Origin of the sequence: Myxococcus faecalis (assembly GCF_050039385.1) — a bacterium.
Lineage (GTDB): Bacteria > Myxococcota > Myxococcia > Myxococcales > Myxococcaceae > Myxococcus > Myxococcus fulvus.
Map to the genome: position 1 here is coordinate 1,279,853 of NZ_CP144336.1, position 21,659 is coordinate 1,301,511.

At 71.8% G+C, this 21,659-nt stretch carries 15 protein-coding genes; 7 read left to right on the forward strand and 8 right to left on the reverse strand.

The window, feature by feature from the left end:
• Positions 1–35 precede the first annotated feature (35 nt).
• A complete protein-coding gene (locus tag VZQ01_RS04915) occupies positions 36–1,604 on the forward strand; it encodes a DUF1570 domain-containing protein (RefSeq protein WP_426747012.1) in 1,569 nt (522 codons plus the stop codon).
• Positions 1,605–1,607: 3 nt separating this feature from the next.
• On the opposite strand, the gene coaA is transcribed toward VZQ01_RS04915, so the two are convergent.
• Both coaA and VZQ01_RS04925 read right to left on the reverse strand, forming a co-directional pair.
• Positions 1,608–2,558, reverse strand: a complete 951-nt coding sequence (gene coaA / locus VZQ01_RS04920; RefSeq protein WP_267696938.1) for a type I pantothenate kinase — start codon at positions 2,556–2,558, stop codon at positions 1,608–1,610.
• Between the two features lie 67 nt (positions 2,559–2,625).
• Positions 2,626–3,357: a M90 family metallopeptidase gene (locus VZQ01_RS04925; protein ID WP_426747013.1), complete on the reverse strand. Its 732-nt coding sequence runs from the start codon at positions 3,355–3,357 to the stop codon at positions 2,626–2,628.
• 175 nt (positions 3,358–3,532) lie between these two features.
• Between VZQ01_RS04925 and VZQ01_RS04930 the strand changes: the two genes are divergently transcribed.
• The 3 genes from VZQ01_RS04930 (at position 3,533) to VZQ01_RS04940 (ending at position 9,151) form a co-directional block, all read left to right on the forward strand.
• On the forward strand, positions 3,533–4,897 hold the full coding sequence (locus VZQ01_RS04930) for a BamA/TamA family outer membrane protein (RefSeq protein WP_223751297.1): 1,365 nt from the start codon (positions 3,533–3,535) through the stop codon (positions 4,895–4,897).
• 137 nt (positions 4,898–5,034) lie between these two features.
• Entirely contained in the window at positions 5,035–8,133 is a 3,099-nt protein-coding gene (locus VZQ01_RS04935; RefSeq protein WP_426747014.1) for a poly(A) polymerase, read from the forward strand.
• Positions 8,134–8,230: 97 nt separating this feature from the next.
• The gene (locus VZQ01_RS04940) at positions 8,231–9,151 is read left to right on the forward strand and encodes a hypothetical protein (protein WP_223785109.1); all 921 of its coding nucleotides are present in this window, start codon (positions 8,231–8,233) and stop codon (positions 9,149–9,151) included.
• A 9-nt stretch (positions 9,152–9,160) separates the two neighbouring features.
• On the opposite strand, the gene VZQ01_RS04945 is transcribed toward VZQ01_RS04940, so the two are convergent.
• The 4 genes from VZQ01_RS04945 to VZQ01_RS04960 all read right to left on the reverse strand — a co-directional run bounded on the left by VZQ01_RS04945 (position 9,161) and on the right by VZQ01_RS04960 (position 14,840).
• Positions 9,161–9,943 carry a nucleotidyltransferase domain-containing protein gene (locus tag VZQ01_RS04945; RefSeq protein ID WP_426747015.1) on the reverse strand — a complete coding sequence of 261 codons (783 nt, stop codon included), beginning with the start codon at positions 9,941–9,943 and terminating at the stop codon, positions 9,161–9,163.
• The gene (locus tag VZQ01_RS04950) at positions 9,940–11,235 is read right to left on the reverse strand and encodes a DNA polymerase beta superfamily protein (protein WP_267696943.1); all 1,296 of its coding nucleotides are present in this window, start codon (positions 11,233–11,235) and stop codon (positions 9,940–9,942) included. Before VZQ01_RS04950 ends, VZQ01_RS04945 begins: the two co-directional genes overlap by 4 nt.
• Before the next feature lie 64 nt (positions 11,236–11,299).
• The gene (locus VZQ01_RS04955) at positions 11,300–14,083 is read right to left on the reverse strand and encodes a PAS domain-containing hybrid sensor histidine kinase/response regulator (RefSeq protein WP_426748929.1); all 2,784 of its coding nucleotides are present in this window, start codon (positions 14,081–14,083) and stop codon (positions 11,300–11,302) included.
• Between the two features lie 136 nt (positions 14,084–14,219).
• The gene (locus tag VZQ01_RS04960) at positions 14,220–14,840 is read right to left on the reverse strand and encodes an EF-hand domain-containing protein (RefSeq protein ID WP_223751291.1); all 621 of its coding nucleotides are present in this window, start codon (positions 14,838–14,840) and stop codon (positions 14,220–14,222) included.
• Between the two features lie 469 nt (positions 14,841–15,309).
• Between VZQ01_RS04960 and VZQ01_RS04965 the strand changes: the two genes are divergently transcribed.
• The gene (locus VZQ01_RS04965) at positions 15,310–17,520 is read left to right on the forward strand and encodes an RIO1 family regulatory kinase/ATPase domain-containing protein (RefSeq protein WP_426747016.1); all 2,211 of its coding nucleotides are present in this window, start codon (positions 15,310–15,312) and stop codon (positions 17,518–17,520) included.
• Between the two features lie 64 nt (positions 17,521–17,584).
• Here VZQ01_RS04965 and VZQ01_RS04970 read toward each other — a convergent pair whose 3' ends face one another.
• Positions 17,585–18,598: a zinc-dependent alcohol dehydrogenase family protein gene (locus tag VZQ01_RS04970; RefSeq protein WP_223751289.1), complete on the reverse strand. Its 1,014-nt coding sequence runs from the start codon at positions 18,596–18,598 to the stop codon at positions 17,585–17,587.
• 157 nt (positions 18,599–18,755) lie between these two features.
• Here VZQ01_RS04970 and VZQ01_RS04975 point away from each other — a divergent pair, with 157 nt between their 5' ends.
• Positions 18,756–19,673: a multiheme c-type cytochrome gene (locus VZQ01_RS04975; RefSeq protein WP_426747018.1), complete on the forward strand. Its 918-nt coding sequence runs from the start codon at positions 18,756–18,758 to the stop codon at positions 19,671–19,673.
• Positions 19,670–21,196, forward strand: a complete 1,527-nt coding sequence (locus tag VZQ01_RS04980; RefSeq protein ID WP_267696947.1) for an NADase-type glycan-binding domain-containing protein — start codon at positions 19,670–19,672, stop codon at positions 21,194–21,196. Before VZQ01_RS04975 ends, VZQ01_RS04980 begins: the two co-directional genes overlap by 4 nt.
• Here the strand turns inward: VZQ01_RS04980 and VZQ01_RS04985 are convergent.
• Positions 21,172–21,645, reverse strand: coding sequence for a putative toxin-antitoxin system toxin component, PIN family (locus VZQ01_RS04985; protein WP_223751286.1), 474 nt, complete (start codon positions 21,643–21,645; stop codon positions 21,172–21,174). The genes VZQ01_RS04980 and VZQ01_RS04985 overlap by 25 nt on opposite strands.
• Between the last annotated feature and the right edge of the window lie 14 nt (positions 21,646–21,659).

A 21,659-nucleotide genomic window follows, 5' to 3' on the forward strand; every position in this document is an offset into this window, starting at 1 on the left:
GACTTCAACCTCCAGCCCGACGAGTGTGTGTCTTCGTGTACGAGCGCTTGCGACTGTCCCTGCTGATGCTGGCGCTGTGGCTGGGCGCCTCGGGCTGCGTCATCGGCCCGCGCTTCACGCGCTGCCCCGGCGAGGGAGGGCGCGGCTGGGTGGAGCTGGACAGCGAGCACTACACGCTGCGCACGGACCTGCCTCCCGAGCAGGCTCGCGAGGCGATGGGAGAGCTGGAGCGCATGCGCATGGTGCTGCTCGCGGGCATGTGGCCCTCCGCGCTCCGACAGCCAATGGCGAAGCTGTCCGTCTACGTGCTCGCGGATTGGAAGGAGTTCAAGGGTCTCTACCCGCGCCGCGTGCAGGCGCTCTACCACCGCTCGGAGACCGAGGCGCTCATCGTCCTGTCCGGCCCACCCTCGGCGTGGGCGCGTCGCTACTCCGCCCTGTCCATGGACGCCTCCTCGCGGCTCAACCACGAGCTGGCGCACTACCTGAGCTCCTACGTCCTGCTGCGCCAGCCCCTGTGGCTCTCCGAGGGGCTCGCCGAGTACCTGGAGACCGCGCAGCTCACGGCGGACGGCAGGAGCGCCGTGCTGGGCGTCCCCAACAAAGATGCCACCTATGTGGCGGCCCGGATGCTGCGCGAATCGGTGGACAGCGCCCAGGGCGGTGGCGTGGTTCCAGGCACCCTCGCCTGGGAGCCGGGGCTGAACTTCGAGGAGCAGGACCGCGAGCTCTCCTCCATGTACGCGGGGAGCTGGGCGCTGGTGCACTGGCTCATCCACGAGCGCGCCGAGCGCTTCGCTGAATTCCAGACGCGGCTGTCCCAAGGGATGGCGCCCGACGAGGCCCTCCGCGGGGCACTGCCGGAGCTGGCGCAGGGCACGATGGACCAGACGCTCTGGGAATACCTCCGAGGGCGCCCTCCCCCGCCACGGCAGGTGGTGGTGCCACCCACGGACCTGGCCTTCGTCGAGCGAACCCTGGAGGACGCGGAGGTGCACGCCACGCGCTCGAAGCTGGCCGCGCTGGGGGCGTCGATGGCCCGGCAGGCGGCGCTCGTGAAGAACCGCCAGGTGCTGGCCCGCAAGGAGCTGGACGAGGCCCTGCGCATCGACCCCCAGGGACTCCCGGCCCTGGCGGTGAAGTCCGCCGAGGCCTCGCGCGAGGAGAGGCTCGCGCTCGCGAGGACCGCGGTGCGCGCCCACCCCGATGACAGCGGCGCGTGGCTGCTGCTCGGCGCCGCGCTGGAGTCGGACGAGGCCGCCCAGGAGGAGCGCGAGGCCGCCTACAAGAAGGCCCTCTCGCTGGAGCCGCGGAGCATCCCCGCCACGAAGGGGCTGGCGTGGCTGTACGTCACCCAGGGCCGCTCCGCGGAGGCGCTGCCCTTGGCCCAGTGGGCCGTGTCGCTGGCGCCGTGGAGCCCCTCCGCGCTGGACACCCTGGCGCTGGCGCTCGCGGGACAGGGGCGCTGCGAGGAGGCCATCCAACTGGAGCACCGCGCGCTGGGACACCTGCGCGAGCAGCGCAGCACGGAGCAGGAGCACGTCCTGCGCGAGCGCCTGGCGAAGCTCGCCGACGGCTCCTTGTGCAAGCCCTCGCCGCCGTGACGGCTACAGCTTGCGCAGCCGCACGCGCTTGACCTTGTGGTCCGGCCCCTTGAGCAGGATGAGCCGGGCGCGCGAGCGCGTGGGCGCGATGTTCTGCGCCAGGTTGGGGCCGTTGATGTCGCCCCAGATGTTCTCCGCCATGGCCGTCGCCTGCTCGGGCGTCAGGTCCGAGAAGCGCCGGAAGTAGCTGCGCTCGTCGCGGAAGGCCGTCTGCTGCAGGCGCAGGAAGCGGTCCACGTACCAGCGGCGGATGTCCTGCTCGCTGGCGTCCACGTAGATGGAGAAGTCGAAGAAGTCCGACAGGAAGGTGTGCGGGATGCGCTGCCCGACGACGCCGGACTGCAGGACGTTGAGGCCCTCCAGGATGAGGATGTCGGGCTGGCGGATGACCTTCGCCTCCTCGGGCACCACGTCGTAGACGAGGTGCGAGTACACGGGCGCCGTCACCTCCGCGCGTCCCGCCTTGAGCTCCGCGAGCAGCCGCACCAGCGCGCGCCGGTCATAGCTCTCCGGGAAGCCCTTGCGGTTCATCAGGCCGCGCTCGGTGAGGACGCGGTTGGGGAAGAGGAAGCCGTCCGTGGTGACCAGCTCCACCCGCGGGTGGTCCGGCCAGCGCGCCAAGAGCGCCTGGAGGATGCGGGCCGTGGTGCTCTTGCCCACCGCGACGCTGCCGGCGATGGCGATGATGAACGGCACCTTCTGCGTGGTGCCCCCCAGGAAGGCCTGCTGCTCGGCCCACAGCCGCTGCGCGGCCGCCACCTGGAGGTTGAGCAGCCGGGACAGCGGCAGGTAGACGTCCGAGACCTCCTCCAGGTCCAGGTGCTCTCCCAGCCCTCGCAGCCCGTCCAGGTCCTCCGTCGTGAGCGTCAGCGGCGTGGAGGCGCGCAACGCCCGCCAGGCCTCGCGCTCCAGCTCGACGAACATGGACACCGAGGGCACGGCGGCTGCGGTCATGGAGAGGCTCTTTTCCGGAGGCTGCTGGATACCGCGCCTACCACAGCGCGGCGCTCGGTGCGCGGGCTCAAGTGCCGGAGGCGGGGTCCCACCCGTAGAAACGCTTCAGCTCTTCATACAAGTCGGGGGTCTTCCTGCGCATCCGCTCGGGCCGCTCGAAGAAGTTCTCGCTGGCCACGGCGAAGAACTCCGCCTCGTTGAGGGCGCCGTAGTCATCCAGCACCTGGCGCTCGCGGGGGCGGCCCTGCTGGAGCGCGTGGAAGTGCTCGCTCATCACCGAGGCCCAGGTGCGGTAGTGCGAGTAGCTGCGCAGCCTCGGCGTGCCGTCGAAGGCGCCGTCGGCCCGGTCCAGCACGTGGGCGAACTCGTGGGTGGCGGTGTCGTGGCCGTCGTCGGGGTTCTTCAACCCGCCGAGCACCGCGGCCCAGGACAGGATGACCGAGCCCCAGTGCTTCGCCTCCCCCAGCACCACGCCGGTGCGGTCCGGCAGCAGGAAGGCGTCCGGGTACACGATGACTTCGCGCAGCCGGTCGTAATACGACAGGTCCAGGTGCACGACGAGCTGCACGGCGGTGGCGGCCACGACGACGCGAATCTCGTCGGTGATGGCCAGGCCCCCCGCGCCGATGAACTCCTTCTCCCAGGCGAAGACCTTCAGCTTCGCGAGGAAGTCCTCGCGCAGGGCGGGCGACAGCCGGGAGAAGAACGGGACATGGGCCTCCAGGTGGCCCAGCCACTCGGAGGGGAACGGCCGCCGCAGCAGACGTCGGCGTCGGAGCTGGCGAAACAGACCGGTCATCGGGACACGACCCCGGGGACGTCCCGGAGCTTCCTCGGGGGCAGGCATAGCAAATGTTCCACTGTCGTGCCTTCCCGTCACTCCGCAATCCCGATGGACCGGCGGTGGCGGTAGGGTGCGGCCCGGAGGGCTTGAGGCCGGTAGCCCCGACGCGGTCATGGATGTGCGACGAGTCATGAGCGGACGAGTGGTGAAGTGGTGCGCGATGCTGGGACTCGCCCTGGGGGCGGGGCAGGCGGGCGCGCAGGAGCCGGGACAGGTGGTGGACGAGGTGGTGGTGCGCGGTCCGGAGAAGACGCGCCCGGAGACGGTGCAGGCGTACTCGCGCATCGACGCGGGGGACGAGCTCACCTTCGAGCAGCTGGACAAGGTGGAGCGACGGCTGCTCGCCACCGGTCTGTTCCAGGAGGTGACGGTGCGCACCGAGCCCACGGGCCCGGGCCGCGTCCGCCTCATCCTGGAGGTGGAGGAGAAGGCCTCGTGGGTGGTGGCGCCCACCTTCGCGTTGTCGTCGGACAACGTGGGCGGCGGCGTGCTGTACGCGGAGAACAACCTGTGGGGCCGCAGCAAGAAGTTCGCGACCGCCGCGCAGGTGAGCACCGCGGAGAGCGGCCTGTTCGTCGGCTACCTGGACCAGAACGTCTTCGGGTTGCCGCAGCTGCGCTTCAGTCTGGAGGGCCAGCTCCGAAGCGACCGCATGGACGAGTACCAGCCGGGGGCGGGCCAGGAGGACCCGGAGGTGGTGCGCCGCACGCGCCTCAACTCGGCCTCGCTCGCCGGGGAGTTCGGCGTGATGCTCTTCGAGCGCGTGCGCGCCGCGGTGAAGTACCGGTTGATGAGCATCGACGCGAAGTCGCCGGACGCGAAGGAGGAGGTCACCACGCCCGCGTTCTCCACCGGCCCCGCGCAGCAGGACGCGTCGGTGCGGTTGATGGTGGGAATCGACACGCGGCAGAACCTGCACGCGGTGATGGAGGGCATCAACCTGGAGGCCTCCTACGAGGTGTCCAATCCCGAGGTGGGCAGCGACTTCCGCTACCGGCGCTTCGGGCTGCTGTACCGCCATGGCCTGCGCCTGTTCGAGGAGCACAACGTGGTGCTGCGCGGCGAGGCGGCCGCGGGCGTGGACCTGCCCTTCCACCAGGAGCTGGTGATGGGCGGCAACTCGCTGCGCGGCTTCGTCCACCGGCAGTTCCGCGGCGACACGCGCCTGTCGTTCACCGCCGAGTACCACTTCCCGCTCTTCACCATCCGCCAGCTGTCCTTCCGGGGCGTGGGCTTCTCCGACACGGGGCTGATGGTGTGGAGGGACTTGCCCGCCGACGGTGAGCTGCGGGACGTGAACGGGCGCGTGGTGCGCGGCTACCTGCCCGACAGCAAGAGTGGCCTGAAGGGCTCCACCTTCGCGCAGGGCGTGGGCGCGGGCCTGCGGCTGTACCTGCGCAACATCGTCCTGCCGCTGGTGGGCGTGGACGCGGCCTACGGCGTCAACTCGGGGGAGTTCCGTTTCTACCTGGTGGCGGGCGTCAGTCCGTCCTGAAGCGGACTGTCAGCCGGGTGAGTCCCGCGGCGTCCGGTGCGGCGCGCGGGACGTCCCCCTTCGAGCGGTCAGCGCGACTACGCTCGCGGGAAGCCAGCGGCTCGCCGTCCCTCCTCTTCTCCCCGTGGGTGCTCACCATGTCCCAGGAACGCTTCACGACGAGCCGGGAGGTGTACCACCGCATCCGGTGGGACCCTCGGCTGGAGGCCCGTGAGTTCGTCATCGGCTACGACACCCACGGCGAGCGCCTGGAGGAGATGCCGTTCGAGGCCTTCGTGCCGGACGGCGAAATCCCCTGGCACCGCGTCTGGTACTTCAAGCGCGGGCGCGAGGTGGTGTGGGACCGCAAGGAGCGCATCGACCGGCTGAATCACCTCGTCGAGCCACCCGCCGAGGCTCCCGCCCCCACCCCGCCCCGTCCTCGCGAGGTCCCCGGCTTCGCGCGCCTGCATGTCCATCGCTACGACGCGCGGGCCGGGGATTGGATGAAGTCCCCATCCTCGGCGCCGGGGGACGCGCGCCTGGCGCCGGAGCGACTCACCGTCGCCACCTTCAACGTCCTCTTCGACCTGTACGACCGGGAGAAGCTCGCCACCGAGCACCGCACGCCCGCGGCCCTGGCGCTGCTGCGCGAGACCGACGCGGACGTCATCGTCCTTCAAGAAGTCACCGCGCCCTTCCTGCGGGCCCTGCTCGCGGAGGGCTGGGTGCGCGAGCGCTACCACGTGTCGGACGGTCCCGAGGCGAACACCGTCGTCCCCTACGGGCAGGTGCTCCTGTCGCGCGAGCCCCTCGCCTCGGTGTGGCAGCGGGTCTTCTCGCGCGACAAGCGCCTCATCGTGGGCGAGCTGCGACTGGCGGGCGGCCCGCTGTGGGTGGCCACGCCGCACCTGACGAGCAACCGCGAGGCCACCGGCGCCGCGGCCCGGGCCACCCAGGTCCAGGCGCTGCTGGAGGAGCTCCCGACACTCACGGGCGACGACGACGCGGGCGCGCCCGACGTCGTGCTGGCCGGGGACTTCAACTTCGGCGACGGTGACGCGGAGGTGGAGTCCTTCCGCCGCGCGGGCTTCGTGGATGCATGGCCCACGCTGCGCCCGTCCGAGCAGGGGGAGACGTACAATCCTCGGCTCAACTCGCTGGCCGCCATCACCACCGTGTCCGGACGGCTCCAGCGGTTGGACCGCGTGCTGGTGGCCTCGCCCTCGGGGCGACTCTCGCCGGAGTCCATCGAGCTGTTCGGCGAAGCCCCGCTGAAGGGCGCGCGTGCTCCGTCCGGCGAGCCGCTGTTCGCGTCGGACCACTTCGGCATCCGCTGCGTCCTGCGCCGCGACACCCGCGCGGCCTCCTCCGTGACGGGCGCCGCGGCGGCCCGGCTCGTCCACCACACCGCCGTGGTGCTCATCCCCCCCGAGTCCGTGTGGCCGCCCATCCAGGCGCTGCGCAAGAAGCACGACGCGAAGTTCGAGCGGTGGATGCCCCACGTCACCCTGCTCTACCCCTTCCTCCCCGAGGAGGACTTCGACGCGGTGGCGGCGCTGCTCGGCGAGGCCGCGCGGAGCATCGAGCCCTTCCAGGTGACGCTCTCCGACTTCGACCACTTCGACCACCGCGCCAGCGCGACGGCGTGGTTGAGGCCCGAGGACGCGCCCCGAGGTGCCCTGGCGCGACTGCACGCGAAGCTCGTCTCCGTGGTGCCCGAGTGCGCGCCCCCGGCCCATGGGTTCCACCCGCATCTGTCCGTGGGGCAGGTGCCCCACTCGGACGACGTGGACGTGGAGCGCACCGTCGCCACGTGGGCACGGGGCTGGCGTCCGCTGAGCTTCGAGGTCCGCGAGGTCTGCATCATCCGCCGCCAGGGCAACACGCCGTTCGAGGTCGTCCGACGCATTCCGCTGGGTGTCGCGCGCGCGGAGGCCACGACAGCGGGCACCGGTGACGACGCGCTGCGCTCCGCGCTCGGGAACGTGGGCGCCGTCGAGAGCGCTCCCGAGACACGGGCGAAGCGCGACGAGGCCGTGGAGCGGCTGCGGGTGCTGTGCGCTCGCGTGGGCGCCTCGCTGCATCCGTATGGCTCCTATCTGCTCGGGACCGATGGCGCGGGCAGTGACGTGGACGCGGTGGCGCTCGGCCCCGCGGGCCAGTCACGGGAGGACTTCGCGCGGGAGCTGTTGGGGGAGCTGGCGAGGTCGGAGCCCGAGAGCCGCGCGGCCTCGCGCTTCGTCGCCGATGCGGCCATCCCGCTGGTGAAGGCGGTGCTGGGCGGCGTGAGCTTCGAGGTGTCCCACGCCAGTCGGCCCGAGGGCGCCGGGTCCCTGGACCCGCTGGAGCTGCTCGCGCGACACGCGGACGCGTTCGACCCCGCGGGCCTGCGCTCGGTGCTGGGGCTCGCGGACATGAAGGGCGTGCTGGAGGCGCTCGGTCCGGACGAGGACACCCACGCGAGGTTCAGGCGCCTGCTGCGTGCCGTGAAGGCCTGGGCCCGGGCTCGGGGGCTCTACTCACATGCGCTCGGCTATCTCGGGGGCCTGTCGTGGACGGTGCTCGCGGCCTGGGCCACCACGCGCGCGGCGCCCGAGGCGGTGAAGTCCGACGTGGACCTGCTCGCGCACTTCTTCGACACCTTCGCCACGTGGCCCTGGCCCCAGCCCGTGGCCCTGACGATGGAGACGGCGCGCTACCGGCCGGATGGCAAGCGGGACCTGCTGCCCATCATCGCCCCCGTGGCGCCGCTGAGGAACACCACACGCAACGTGTCGCGCTCCACCTCCCGCATCCTTCGCGAGGAGTGGGCGCGCGCGAGGGAGCTCGTGGCCCAGGCGCGCAGGACGGGGACGCCCGGAGCGTGGTCCCTGTTGTTCGAGCCGCTCGATTCGACCAGCCAACCGTCGACCCGACTGCGGCTGAGCGCCGACGCGAAGACCCCTGAGGGGCGCGAGGTCGCCCAGGGGTGGCTGCTCGGGCACATCACGGCCCTGGCGTACCGCCTGGAGAGTGATCGCCGCCTGACGGTGCGTCCCCTCCAGGCGCCGGGAGCCGGGGGCTCGCTGCTCATCGGCCTGGAGGCCCGGGACCCGAGCGCGCTCGCGTGGAGGCCGGGCACGCCGCTCGTCGAGGCGGTGGAGTCCTTCCGCGCGTCGTTCCTCGAATGGGCCCACCGTCCCGACGGGGCCACCCTCCAGGTGGAGCTGTCACGCGCGAGCGCCTCGGGCCTCCCCGGGGAAACAGACCCGTAAGGACAGACACCCCGCTCCAGCCCTGGCGCGTCCCATGAACATCCTCCCTGGGTGAGATAGGCTTCACCCGAAGTCATTCACACCGAGGGGGGTCGTCGTGTCCCAGAGCCATCGTGTCGCGAAGCTGCCCATCCGCATGCGGGGCTTCGTCCAGCCCGACACCCAGTCTCAGTTCGAGGGCTACGTCGAGGCGGGCACCTACTTCGTGCTGGAGGAGAAGCCGGGCAGCCCGACGCCGGACACCGACTTCGTGCGCCTGGAGGTCCCCACGCTGGGCGCGCTGGACACCTGGGTCTGCACGCGCTGGCGCACGCAGCACTACGTGAGCGTGACGAACCAGGCGCAGCCTCCGCCCGCCGTGCGGCTGCCCTTCGATGACGACCCGCTGGCCATCGCCGAGAGCCAGCTCGTCACGTTGCTCCAGGGCCTGAAGGACTTCCGCTACGACCTGGACCAGGCGTACTACCCCTGGGACCTCCCGGGCATCCGCGTGCCTCGCGCGCCGCCCCTGTTCAACAACTGCTGCACCTTCGTCGAGGCGCTCACGGTGAAGGCCTTCGCGGACGCCCACGGCGCGAACTTCGCGTGGGACTCGCGGCGCCACCGGCAGATGATGATTGCCTCCACGGAGGACTTCTTCTCCCCCGTCACCGCCGCCGTCGAGAGCGGCATGGCCATCCCCGCGCCCTCGGCCGATGCCCACCCGCATCCGTGGACGCTCATCCAGGGCTGGCGCAACCCGTGGCGCTCCGGCCACACCTTCCTCGTGGTGGACCACCACCCCGCCACCGACAAGGCCCTGGTGCTGGAGTCCAACAGCGCCAACGGCCTCGACGGCGTCGGCTACCGGGGCATCGGCAACCTGAGGGACATCGGCCTCGAGCCGCCCGAGGGCTGGTGGAACCTGCCGGACGTGTGGACGTGGCGGAAGCTCTGCTCCACGTATCTCTTCCGCCAGCAGGCCTGGCTCAAGGTCAAGGACCGCTCCTTGTCCAGGCTGTCCGCCACCTCGCCCTGAACGCGCGACTCAGAAGCGCCGGCGCCGCAGCTCCAGCATCCAGGCCTCCAGCGCGTCCACGGCGTTGGAGGGCGGCGCCTCGGGCAGCACCGACACCGCCAGCGCCGCGTCGAGCACCTCGAACGAGCGGGCCACCCGGACGCGCCACGCTTCGCTCAGCGCCTCCGGCAGCTCGCTCTTCTCCCCGCGCCGCTTCTGCTCCACCAGCTCGCGGGCCTCGGGGAAGCCGTGGGCGTCCAAGAGCTCGGTGACGTCCGTCTCCACGACCCCGGTGCGCAGCAGGTGCGTGCCCGTCAGCGTGGTGCGCAGCACGTAGAGCAGCTTCTTGGCGGAGCGAAAGCCGCTCTTCTCCCACTCACGCAGCTGGCCGTGGGCGAAGCCGTTGTAGTGACGGAACACCCGCCGCGACAGCACCTCGCGCGCCAGCGGCTGGAGCGAGGCGAGGTCCGGAGAGGCCCGCAGGGTGATGGCGCCCAGGATGCGCTCCAGGTAGTTGCCATTGCCCTGCAACAGTCCCTGGAGGACGGATGCGAGCTCATTGGACGAGTAGTCCACCTCCACGCCATCCACCACCTCCAGGTGCTCGGCGTTGAGCTGCCGGGGGCTGAGCCCCAGGAGCATGGCGGTGGGCGCCACGTGGATGGACTTCAGGTCCAGGTCACTGTCGGGCGAGGGGAAACCGTAGGCATGCGCCCCCGTCAGCGACACCACCAGGTGCTCGCGTCGCGCGGACTCCTCGTCGAGCACGCGGTCCGCCACCGTCTTCTCGTGCTCCGTCAGCGTGCCCTTCATTCCGAATCCCTCCACTCCATCCGCGGGGCCTCGGGCGCCTCGCGTCCCCAGGGCCCCGGCGCCTTCGTCACCCAGCGCCGCGCCACCTCATCCCCCACCCGCCGCAGCAGCCGGTCCGCTCGCGCGTAGTCGGGCTGCTCCGGCAGACGGCTCTCCCGCCGCGCCGCCTCCAGCTCCGGTGCCATCGCCTCCGCGTCGCGCAGCACGTCCTCGAGCGGGACCTGCCCCGCCTTGATGTCCAACAGCCGAGCCTTCAGGGCACCCGTCGCCTCGAAGACGGGCTCGCCGTGGCGCAGCCAGCCCGTGGCCGTGGCGATCAACCGCAGCAGGTTGTACGCGTTCTTCGGTCGCAGCTCCCGCGCCGACGGAGGACGCTGTCCCCCTCCACGCGCGTAGGCGGTGAGCGCCGCGAAGTCGTTGGCGGCGAGCAGGCCCTGGTCCGACAGCGAGCGATAGAGCTGCTTGACGTAGGTCTTCGCCGCCAGCAGCGCGTCCTCGGGCGTGGGCGCGCCGCGCGGGGAGATGTCCGCCAGTCGCCGGGCCACTTCGTCCAGGTCCGGCGTGGGGTCCTCGCACAGCCACTCCAGCAGCAGGTCCCGGTGCTCGGCGAGCCGCTGGCTGCGCGTGAGCTTGTCGAGCTGGCTCATGGCGTAGCGACCGAAGCTGCCGAAGATGGACTGCGAGACGAAGGCCTCGCGCTCCGCGAGGAACCACTCGCCCAGCTCATCCAGCGCCCGGGCGCCCGGGACGAACAGCGTCTCCAGCGTGTTCGGGTCCGCGCGCAGGGCCTGCTCCACCGTCTTGCGCGCCTCCCAATAGGTCGTGCTGCCGTCGGCGCTCACCAGGTCCTGCGGCGCCTCCACCAGGCCGAAGCTCCACGAGAGCGGCAGGGCGAACACCCCTCGCACGTCCACGTCCGACTGCGCGTTCGCCAGTCCCCAGGCATGGCTGCCCACGCGCGTCTCCAGCACCACGCACGGCCCCAGCGCGTTCCAGGCGGCCTCGCGCCGCTGGGCGAACTGGACCTGTCCCGGACGCCGGGGCACCAGCTCGTCGCGCGCGAACCACACCTCGCCCACGCCGACGATCTGGATGTCGAGCCCGCCGTCCTTCGCCCGCACCACGCGCCCCACCACGCCCTGGGGGATGCGCCGCCCGCCGGAGGTCATCCGCTCCACGCGCGTCGTCACCTCGGTGCCATGCGGCAGCGGCACCGACAGCCGGTCCACCTCTTCCAGGCCTCGGATGCGCGCGGCGCCCGGGTGGGAGGAGTCCTTGGGAGAGTCACTCATCGTTCACCTCGAAGTGCGCGGCCGCGCGAGGGACGCCCGAGCCCCCGGAGGGCTGACCGGGACCTCAGCGGCGCGCCGTGGGCAGGGCGATGCTCTCACGAAGGCGAGACAGCAGTCCGCGCGTCGTGGACAGCTCCGCCCGGCACCGGTCCAGCCGCTCGCGCAGGGAGTCGACGTCATCGCCCGCGTCCGCGCTCAGCTCCAGCTCCCGACTCAGCGTCTCCAGGGCCGACGCGCCGAACCAGGCCGCGTTGGACTTGAGCGTGTGCGCCGCGCGGCTGAGGTCGTCGAGCAGCCCCTGCCCCAGCGCCGTGTACGCGTCGTCGAGCAGCGCGGGCATGCTCTGCAGCGCGGTGTCGATGAGCTCCGGGAGGATGTTCCCCGCCTGCGAGCCCAGCTCCCGCCACAGCCGGGCCAGCGCCGCGGGCTGCAGGCCGGGGATGCGCGCGGCCTCGGGCACCAGGTCGTCGGAGAGCCCCTGCTCCGCGATGACGACGCGCTCCGGCCGCGTGCGGGTGCCGCCGACGGGCCGCGGCGTCTGGCAGCGCACCAGCGCGGCGGTGAGTGCCTCCACGCGGATGGGCTTGGACAGGAAGTCGTCCATCCCCGCCTCGAAGCACTGCTCCCGGTCGGAGTCCATCGCGTTGGCCGTCATCGCGATGACCCACGGCTGCACCGTGGGCGGCAGCTCCTTGCGGATGCGCCGCGTGGCCTCCAGGCCGTCCATCTCCGGCATCTGCAGGTCCATGAAGACCACGTCGAAGCGCTGGCGCAGGGACCACTCCAGCGCCTCGCGCCCGTTGGACGCCGCCTGCACCTGATAGCCGAGCCGGTCCAGCATCAGGCTGGCCAGCCGCTGGTTGGTGAGGTTGTCCTCCACCAGCAGGATGCGCAAGGGGACGCGGTCTCCGGGCCTGTCACGCGGCGCGGGAGCCCCCGTCGGCGCGGGCTCCACGCGCACCCGGGGCACGTCCTTGGAGAAGCAGGACATCAGCGTGTCGTGGAGCTGCGAGGCCTTCATCGGGCGCGACAGCACCCCGGAGAACAGGCCCGGCGGAGGCGCGGCGCGGCGTCCCGGTGAGGTCAGCAGGAACAGCGGCAGCGCCCGCAGGTCGTCGCGCTCGCGGATCCGCGCCGCCAGCGAGGGACCGTCCAGTCCCGGCATCTGGTGGTCGATGAGCGCCAGGTCGAACCCGGAGCCGCCCGACTGGAGCTTGGAGAGCGCCTCCATGCCGGAGCCCGCCTCCACCGGCTCGGCGCCCCACGCCTGGAGCTGTCGTCCCAGGAGCCGGCGGTTGATGGCGTTGTCGTCGACGATGAGCACGCGCCGGCCGCGCAGCAGCGGCTCGTCCGAGCGCAGGTAGCCCGCCGTCGTCTGCGGCGCGGCCTGCACGGTGAGCGCGAAGAAGAACGTGGTGCCTCGGCCGGGCATGCCCTCGCTCTCCACCCAGATGCGCCCGCCCATCGCCTCCACCAGCCGCTTGGAGATGGCGAGCCCCAGGCCCGTGCCGCCGAAGCGCCGCGCCACCGACACGTCGAGCTGGTTGAACGGCTGGAACAGGCCCTGGCGCTTCTCCTCGGGGATGCCCGGCCCCGTGTCCTGCACGGAGAAGGTGAGCTCCCACGGCGCGTCGGTCGCCTCGGCGCGGCGGACCCCGTCCACGGAGACGACGGCGCCGCCCGACTCGGTGAACTTCAGCGCGTTGCCCACCAGGTTGAGCAGCACCTGGCGCAGGCGTGAGGCGTCCCCCATCACCACCTGGGGCACGTCGGGCGAGATGTCCGCGCCCAGGTCCAAGCCCTTCTCGCTGGCGCGCACCGCGAGCAGGTCCAGCACCGACTCCACGCACTGACGCAGGTCGAACGGGTGGCGGTCCGTCTCGAAGCGGCCGGCTTCGATCTTGGAGAAGTCCAGCACGTCGTTGAGCAGCGTGAGCAGCGCCTCGCTGCTCTGGCGGATGGTGGAGATGAACTCGCGCTGCTCGCCCGTCAGGTGCGTGTCCAGCATCAGCCCCGTCATGCCGATGATGGCGTTCATCGGCGTGCGGATTTCGTGGCTCATCGTCGCCAGGAACAGGCTCTTGGCCTGGTTGGCGGACTCGGCCGCCTGGCGCGCGCGCTGGAGGTCGGTGATGTCGTGGTAGATGGCGATGAAGCCCAGCTGCCGGCCGCCCACCGACACCGGCAGCGCCAACAGCTCCACGTCCACCATCGTGTGGTCCTTGCGCAGCCGCCGCGTGACGGAGTGCACGCGCCCGCGCTGGGTGACGTCGCGCTGGGCCTTCTTCGCCTCGGGCAGGACGCTGTCCTCGGTGGCCACCAGGTCGAAGATGTGTTTGCCCAGCGCCTCCTGCGGCGTGTACCCGAAGAGCCGCTCGGCGGCGGGGTTCCACGACAGGACGATGAACTGGCGGGTGATGGTGACGATGGCGACGGGGCTGTTGCGCACCACCGCCTCGAAGAACTCCTTCTGCTGACGGATGGAGGCCTCGACCTCCAGGCTGCCGCGCATGTCCTGGAGCTGGAGCACCCAGCCCAGCGCGTTTCCGGCCGCGTCGAACTGGGCCAGCGTCTGCACGCGCAGGTAGTACGCGGGCCCGGCACCGCCCGGCCGCTGTCCGGCCAGCTCCGTCTCGTGCGGCGTGTCCGGCGAGCCGCGCGTGTCCGGCGGACGCCACCCCGACAACAGGCGCGTCACCGCCATGCCCACCAGCTCACCGCGCGGGCCGAAGATGCGCTCGGCGGCGCGGTTGACCTGCTGGATGAGCTGGGCAGCGTCGAGCACGAGCACCGCGTCGCGCGCGTGCTCGAAGACGGTGGTATGGGCTCTGGACGCCAGGTCGGACACCACTCCCCCTACCCTCCCGAGTGTAGGTCAGCTCCGCCCCCGCTCCTATTTTCGAGACCACGCGAGCAGGCCAGGGCCCAGGGGCCCGCCCACGACGGGCACGGGCCCCTGCCCAGCGTGCTGGTGGCGCGCGCTTTCAGCGGCTGCGCCACCACGCCTTGAACTCCATCCAGGAGATCCTCCCCGTGCGGTCCGCGTCGACGATGTCGAGGGCGATCTCCAGCTCCTCGTCCGTGACGTCCTGCCCGAGCGCCTCCAGCAGCCGCGCGAACTCGGCGCGCTCGATGGCACCGGTGCGGTTGCGGTCGTAGCGCTGGAAGATGTCGAGCAGTTCGTTGCCGGAGCTGGTGAGTTCGTCCACCGCCGCGTGCTCGGGCGCCAGCGGGAGGATGCCGGCGGAGGACGTCTCCACCTGCTCCACGGAGGCGAGGCTGGGGGCGGGGCGCTCGTCCGGGACGGCGGGGAGCGGCGTCTCGGGCACGTCCCGCGAGACGACCAGGCGCGGTGACAGGGGCGCCGTGGCGGGCGCGGACTTCCTGCCTCCACGGGAGGGCCTCCGGGTCGAGCCCTTCTTCGCGGCGCGCTTCTTCGTGACGGCCTTCTTGGCGGTGCTCTTGCGAGCCGCGCCCTTCTTCGCGGCGCTCTTCTTCGCGGTGGCCTTCCGGGCCGTGGGCTTCTTCGTCGCGGCCTTCTTCGTCGTGGAGGCGCGCCGGGATGACTTCTTCGCAGCACTCGACTTGCGCTTCTTCGTCGCCATGGGTGAGCCCCTCCTGGGCGGCGCGCATCGTAGCGCTCTCCTGGTGCGGGTCGGCAGCCCCTGGGTGCAGGTCCCCGGCCGGCGTCTCCCCGGCGGAGCCCACCGGCGGCCCCTCCGCTCGCCCGCACACCGAGTGTCGACTCGTCGGTGCCTGGCCCCTGTCCGGCCCCACGGCCCGGCGCTCGCATGGACGTCTGGAGGGCGGTGGTCCGGCATCCGGACTTTTCTCCAGGGATTCCAAGGTCTTGGTCAACTTTGACCCAGCCGGGCTGGAGCGCATCGATGGCCTGGAACCCTGGCGGACAAACTGTTAGCAGGCCGGGCGTTGGTTCACCTGATTGCTCCTGGCGTCATGCTGGTAGCAAGAGGGCCCCGCGAGATGTTCACATGCCGCCGCGCGCTGCGAGCAGGGCCGCCCCGCGCGCATTGGAATGCCCCCGCCCGCCCCCCATTGGACTTCCGCCTCTGAATGAATGACTCGCTAGAGACCCTCCTCGCCGATGGAATCATCGAGGCCGTTCTCGGCCAACTGAAGACGGGCAAGGAGGCGGAGGTGTGGCTCGTCCAGCACGCCGGGCAGGTGGTGGCGGCCAAGCTGTACAAGGAGCGCCACGAGCGTAACTTCCGCAACAACGTGGGCTACCGGGAGGGGCGTGAGGTGCGCAATTCGCGCACGCGTCGCGCCATGGAGAAGGGCAGCAAGTTCGGGCAGGCCGCCGCGGAGGAAGCCTGGAAGAGCGCGGAGTCGGACTCGCTCTACAAGCTGCACGCGCAGGGCGTCCGGGTGCCCACGCCGGTGTTGTTCTACGAGGGCATCCTCCTGATGGAGGTGGTCATCGACGCGCAGGGTCATCCGGCCCCGCGCCTGGTCGAGGCGCCTCCGACCACGCCCGAGGAGGCGCTGGCGATGTACGTGGACCTGCGGGCGCAGGTCATCAGCATGCTGTGCGCGGACCTCATCCACGGCGATCTGTCGCCGTACAACATCCTGATGGGGTACGCGGGGCCGGTCATCATCGACTTCCCGCAGACCATCGCCGCGGCGCGCAACAACCGCGCGGAGTTCTACTTCCGCCGCGACCTGGACAACGTGCGCGAGTTCCTCGCGACGTACGCGCCCGCGCTGTACGGCATGGCGGGGGACACGGGCGAAATCTGGAGCGCCTATGTGCGGCGCGAGCTCACGCCGGACTTCGTGCCCTCGGGAGGCTTCCGTGAGGGGGCTCGCCGTGGGGGCCAGGGCAAGGGCCGTCCGGACACGCGCTTCGGGGGCGGCCATCCGCGACTGGAGCAGCGCGCGCCGCAGGTCGAGGTCGCGCCCGCTCCGCCCAAGCCGGCGATGACGCCCGAGGAGGCCGCCGAGGCGGAGCTGCTCGAGCTGGAGGCGCTGGTGCTGAGGCAGGGGGGTGGCGAGCGAGGCAAGCCGCCCGCCGCTCCGGCGCAGCGAGGAGGCCGCAGGGGTCCGGGGCGAGGACCGCCGCGCTCGGGCAACAACCGTCCGAACCCGCCCGCGTCGCAGCAGGCGCGTCCGGCGGGTGGTGGTGGTGCTCGGCCGCCGCAGGCGAATGGCGCGCGGCCGCCGCAGGGAGAGCAGCGCAATGGAGGTCCTCGAGGATTCCAGGGCGGCGCGTACAACGGCAACGGCGAGGCAGCGCGCAACGGTGACTCGCGCAACGGCGCGCATCGGCCGCAGGGCGGCGCGGGAGAGTCGCGCGGTGGTGGACCTCGCGGCTTCCAGGGCAACTCAGGTCAAGGCGCTGGAGACTCGCGCGGGGCTCCTCGTGGCTTCCAGGGCGAGCGCCGCAACGGTAATGGGGCGCAAGGCGCTGGGGATTCGCGCGGTGAGCCTCGTGGGTTCCAGGGCGAGCGCCGTAACGGTGATGCCGCGCAGGGCTCGGGCGACTCGCGTGGCGGTCCTCGCGGCTTCCAGGGCGAGCGCCGTAACGGTGATGCCGCGCAGGGCCCGGGCGACTCGCGCGGCGGTCCTCGCGGCTTCTCGGGCGAGGCTCGCGGCGCGGGCGATTCACGCGGCGGAGGTCCTCGAGGCTTCCAGGGCGAGCGTCGCGACGCGGCGGCACCGGGCTCCGGTGATTCACGTGGCCGTGGCCCTCGCGGTGCCCAGGGTGAGCGTCGCAATGGAGGCCCCAGGGACTTCCAGGGTGAAGCTCGCAACGGCCAGGACGCGCACGCGTCCGTCGCCCCTGCGTTCGAGGGCGGGGACACGCGTGGCGCGGAGGCTTCACGCAACGGTGGCCCGCGGGGTCCCGGCGACTTCCGCAATGGAAACCGCCGCGGAGACCCGTCCGAGCCCCGCAACGGCCACGCCAACTCACGGCCCCCGATGAACGGACGCGGCAACCGCGACGAGCGTCAGCCCCTGGTCGAGCACCGGGGACAGGGCAACGAGGTCCAGGCAGGCGCGAGCAACACCTTCGCCGGCAATGACGCGCGGCCTCCCCGTGGCGAGCGTCGCGGAGGTCCCAATCGGCCCTCGCAGCCCGCCGTGGAGACCCGTCCGCCGACCGGCCCGGGGGGCAACACGCTGCGCGAGGCGCGCCAGCAGCGCCCCAACTCGAACCGGGGCAACGCCCCTCGCGGTCCCCGAGGCGGTCCCCAGGTGAGCTACGTCGCGCGCAACAACAACCCGTCCGACTCGGGCCCCACCGAGACCGGCTCCTGAGGCCCCAGGGCCCGGTGGACGCCAGTCGTCACCGGGCCCTTCCCCACTTCGACACGGCGTCACGTCATCCCACGCGGATGACGACCTTGCCGAAGTGGGCCCCGCTCTTCAGGTGATGGAACGCCGCCACCGCCTCGTCGAAGGGGAACACGCGGTCCACCACCGGGCGGACGGAGTGCTGCGAGAACGCACGCAGCAGCGCCTCGAAGCTCTGCCGATGTCCGACGAGGATGCCCTGCACCCGCAGGTTCTGCATCAGGATGGACGTCAACGGCACCGCCCCCGCGACCCCGCTCAGCACGCCGATGACGGACACCGTGCCGCCGGGCCGCACCGCGCGCAGCGACTTCTCGAACGTCCCCGCCCCACCCACCTCCACGACGTGGTCCACACCCGCGTTGCCCGTGAGCGCACGCGCCGCCTTGTCCCAGTCCGGCGTCGTCACGTAGTTGATGCCGTCGTGCGCCCCCAGTCCTCGCGCGCGCTCCAGCTTGTCGTCGCGGCTCGAGGTGATGAGGACGCGCGCCCCCATCATCCGCGCAATCTGCAGCGCGAAGATGGAGACGCCTCCCGTCCCCTGGAGCAACACCACGTCCCCCGCCTTGAGCGCGCCATGCGTCACCAGCGCGCTCCACGCCGTGAGGGCCGCGCAGGGCAGCGTCGCGGCCTCCTCGTCGGTGAGGTAGTCGGGCGTGGGCACCACCCCGTCCTCGCGCAGCACCATCGTGTCCGCGAGCGCGCCATCCAGCGGCCCACCCAGCGTGGACTGCTGCGCCAGGCGCGTCGGCTCACCGGCGGCCCACGCCTGCGCGAAGAGCCCGATGACCCGCTCTCCGACCTTCACCCGCGTGACACCCGGCCCCACCGCGTCCACCACTCCCGCGCCATCCGAGTTGGGGACCAGCGGCAGCTTCTGCCGCGGGTTGTAGCGCCCCTCCACCATCATCAGGTCGCGGTAGTTCAGGCTCGTCGCCTTCACCCGCACGCGCACCTGGAACGGGCCCGGCGTGGGGTCCGGCCGCTCGCACGACACCAGCTTCTCCAACCCGAATCCGTCCCGAATCTCGTAGGCCTTCATGGGTCCGGTTCTACCGCTCCCGCACGCCCCGGGGGAGGTGCGTCCGCGAGTCCCATGCGAATACACTCCACGTTCAACAGTGCACGCGCTCCTCCTCCTCACCTGCTCGCTCCTCGCCTCCGCGCCGAGTGCCCGCTTCCCACAGGGAACCGCGCGCATGGAGGTGGGCCCGGCGCCACACGGGCTGCCGGACTGGAGCCTCCAGCGCTGCGCCGAGTGTCACGCGCCCGAGGTCGACGCCTGGAGGAACAGCGGCCATGCCTCGGCGCGCACGGATGACGTCTTCCAGGTCGCCATCACCGAGGACCGTCCGGGCTGGTGCGTCCAGTGTCACGCGCCCCTCGCGCGGAACCTGGAGCGCGGGGCGCTGCCCGCGAACAGTCCCCCCGAGGAGCACGGCGTCACCTGCGCGGCCTGTCACGCGCGCATCGACAAGGCCCAGGCCGCCCCGGGCGTGCCCTGCGCGGGCTGCCACCAGTTCGGCTTCCCCGTCCTGAACATCGATGGCCAGCGCGTGCGCCTCTCCAAGACGCAGTGGCAACAGGACACCGTGGGCGAGTGGACCGCCTGGCGCAAGGCCACCGGAGACACGCGACACTGCACCGACTGCCACATGCCCCGGGGTGACCACGGCCTCGGCGGAACCCGGCGCACCGAGGCGCTCAAGGCGGCGCTCGTCGTGGAGCCGCGCGATGGCGGGCTCGTGCTGTCCACGCGCGAGGTGGGCCATGGTTTCCCCTCCGGCGACGTCATGCGCTGGGTGAGCGTGGAGGTCGCCGACAATCCGCTCTTCGAGTCCGCCACCACCGTGGCCACGCTGGGCCGCCGCCTGGAGGTCCGCCCGTGGGCCCCGGAGCCGCTGGCCCACCTGGGCGCCATCGAGGACACCCGCCTCGTCCCGGGCCGCCCCCTGAGCGTCCGGCTCCCGTCCACGGCCCGCTACGCGCGCGTCGTCTACCACCTGGTGTCCCGCGAGCAGGAAGACTCGGGACTCTACCCCGCGGGCCTCTCACGGCTCGTCCTGTGGGCCGCACCCCTTCCGCCACCCCGCCACACCCTGGAGCGCAAGCCATGATCCTCCTGTCGCTCATCCTCGCCGCAGCCCCCCCCGTCCTGCTCGAGCCCGACGCGGGCGGCGCGCACCGGCTGCATCCGCGCCGCGTGACGGCGTCCACGTTCCTGGAGAACGGCTGGAACAAGCACGCGCAGAACTACCTGCCGCTCTACGTCGCGGACGACGACCCGGCCACCGCGTGGGTGGAGGGCGCGAAGGGGCGCGGCGAGGGAGAGGCCCTGGAGTGGTGGGGACCGTCCCTCACGCGCGCCAAGGTGTTCCGCGTCTTCGTGCGCAACGGCTACCAGAAGTCCGAGAAGCTCTACCGCGCCAACGCACGTCCCCGGAAGGTGAAGCTGGAGCCGCTGGTCCAGGGCGAGACGGGCCCGCAGACGACGGGCGCGCCGGTGGAGGCGGAGCTGCGCGACGTGCTCGGCTGGCAGGAGGTCCGCGTGCCCGTGCCGGAGCGCGTGGGCGGCGTGCGGCTCACGCTCGTGTCCACCTATCCGGGCGCGACGTATGACGACACGTGCCTGAGTGACTTGCGCGTGTACGTGGAGGGCGAGGACCCGTACAAGGCCGAGGCGGAGACGGCGGCCTTCGAGCAGGTGCGCGCCTACGCGTACGAGCGGAAGATGGCCGCCGCGCGCAACGACACGAAGGCGAAGGTGGAGTGGGCGCCGCGCTACAAGGTGGAGACGCTCTTCGAGAAGGACTTCACGGAGAAGGAGATGCTCTCGCGCCCCGGTGGGGTGATGAGCGTCGCCGCCTCCGACTTCCTGGCCACCGTGCCGGAGAAGCCCGCGTACAAGGCCGCGCTCGCTCGCGCCCGGCAGATGGCCGCGGAGTTCGACCGCGTCGACCTGAACCGCGCGGGCACCGACTCCGAGGCCCGTGGAACGTGGACCCGCGTGAAGCCCGCGCAGCTGCGCCCCCAGAAGGCCGCGGCGAGCGCGGCGCTGTCCGCGATGGAGGACCCGGGCCTGGTGCGCGTGGCCGGGCTGCTCCACCTGGCGGACACCACCTTCTTCGAGGCCGACACCACCCAGGCGCAGATGAAGGCGCGAATCCAGAAGGCGCTCGCCCAGGAGGGCCGCGAGCTCGTCGCGTGCGAGAAGCGGTGCGAGAAGGAGCGCCGCGAGGCCCCCGCCGAATCGGACTTCACCTGCGAGGAGGAGTGCTCGGGCGTCTTCTCGGAGCTGTCGGGCTCCAAGAGCGAGCTGCTGGAGCACCGGGCCTCGGGCGGCGAGTTCCTCCAGGGGCCGCTCGACAAGCCCACCGCGTTCCTGCGCGGCACCTCCGAGGCCTCCGGCAATCGCGAGGTGTGGCTCACCTTCCGCCAGACGCTCATCACCTACAAGGACCAGCGGGCCGACTCGGTGGTCGTCTACGGCAACATGCAGGGCTCGGACGACCCGGTCTTCTTCTACGTGCTCGAGTGGAGCGAGAAGGCGGGCAAGTCGCGCCTGGAGAGCATCACCGCCATCGTGGTGAACGCCCAGGCCGCGCGCGTGCTGCGCTACCGCCCCGCCTCCAGCGCCTGAGCGGACAGTCGCGCCACCGCCTGCCGGGGCGTGAGGATGAGGAAGGGCATCCCGTGCCGGTCCGCCATGGACAGCACGCGCTTGTCCTTGCTCACCAGCCACGACGCCCCGGCCCGCGCGGCCAGGACGAGGAACTTCTGGTCGTCGCGGTCCTTGCATCGGGGGAGCTCCAGCGCCGGGTTCCCCTCCCCCGCCGGCAGTACCCGCGCGTGCTCGCGATAGCGCGCCAGCGCCGTGCTCCGCGTGTCCTGGGCCCGGCCCGGCAGGAAGTGGCGCGAGGCGAGCACATAGCCCAGCTCCGCCAGCGTCGCGTCCTCGGCCCAGGCCACCAGGCGTCCGTCCCGCAGGGCCTGGTGCAGCTCACGCAGGGCCGGGTCCTCGAACACGTAGAGGTCCAGGACGACATTGGTGTCGAGCACCACGGGCAGCACGGGGGCAACGGGAGTCATTCGGGTTTCCTGCG

What these genes read in the sequence shown, in the direction of transcription:
- coaA (WP_267696938.1), bottom strand. Translation starts at nt 2,558, where the DNA reads ATGACCGCAGCCGCCGTGCCCTCGGTGTCCATGTTCGTCGAGCTGGAG.
- VZQ01_RS04925 (WP_426747013.1), bottom strand. Translation starts at nt 3,357, where the DNA reads ATGACCGGTCTGTTTCGCCAGCTCCGACGCCGACGTCTGCTGCGGCGG.
- VZQ01_RS04930 (WP_223751297.1), top strand. Translation starts at nt 3,533, where the DNA reads ATGAGCGGACGAGTGGTGAAGTGGTGCGCGATGCTGGGACTCGCCCTG.
- VZQ01_RS04935 (WP_426747014.1), top strand. Translation starts at nt 5,035, where the DNA reads ATGTCCCAGGAACGCTTCACGACGAGCCGGGAGGTGTACCACCGCATC.
- VZQ01_RS04945 (WP_426747015.1), bottom strand. Translation starts at nt 9,943, where the DNA reads ATGAAGGGCACGCTGACGGAGCACGAGAAGACGGTGGCGGACCGCGTG.
- VZQ01_RS04950 (WP_267696943.1), bottom strand. Translation starts at nt 11,235, where the DNA reads ATGAGTGACTCTCCCAAGGACTCCTCCCACCCGGGCGCCGCGCGCATC.
- VZQ01_RS04960 (WP_223751291.1), bottom strand. Translation starts at nt 14,840, where the DNA reads ATGGCGACGAAGAAGCGCAAGTCGAGTGCTGCGAAGAAGTCATCCCGG.
- VZQ01_RS04965 (WP_426747016.1), top strand. Translation starts at nt 15,310, where the DNA reads ATGAATGACTCGCTAGAGACCCTCCTCGCCGATGGAATCATCGAGGCC.
- VZQ01_RS04970 (WP_223751289.1), bottom strand. Translation starts at nt 18,598, where the DNA reads ATGAAGGCCTACGAGATTCGGGACGGATTCGGGTTGGAGAAGCTGGTG.
- VZQ01_RS04975 (WP_426747018.1), top strand. Translation starts at nt 18,756, where the DNA reads ATGGAGGTGGGCCCGGCGCCACACGGGCTGCCGGACTGGAGCCTCCAG.
- VZQ01_RS04980 (WP_267696947.1), top strand. Translation starts at nt 19,670, where the DNA reads ATGATCCTCCTGTCGCTCATCCTCGCCGCAGCCCCCCCCGTCCTGCTC.
- VZQ01_RS04985 (WP_223751286.1), bottom strand. Translation starts at nt 21,645, where the DNA reads ATGACTCCCGTTGCCCCCGTGCTGCCCGTGGTGCTCGACACCAATGTC.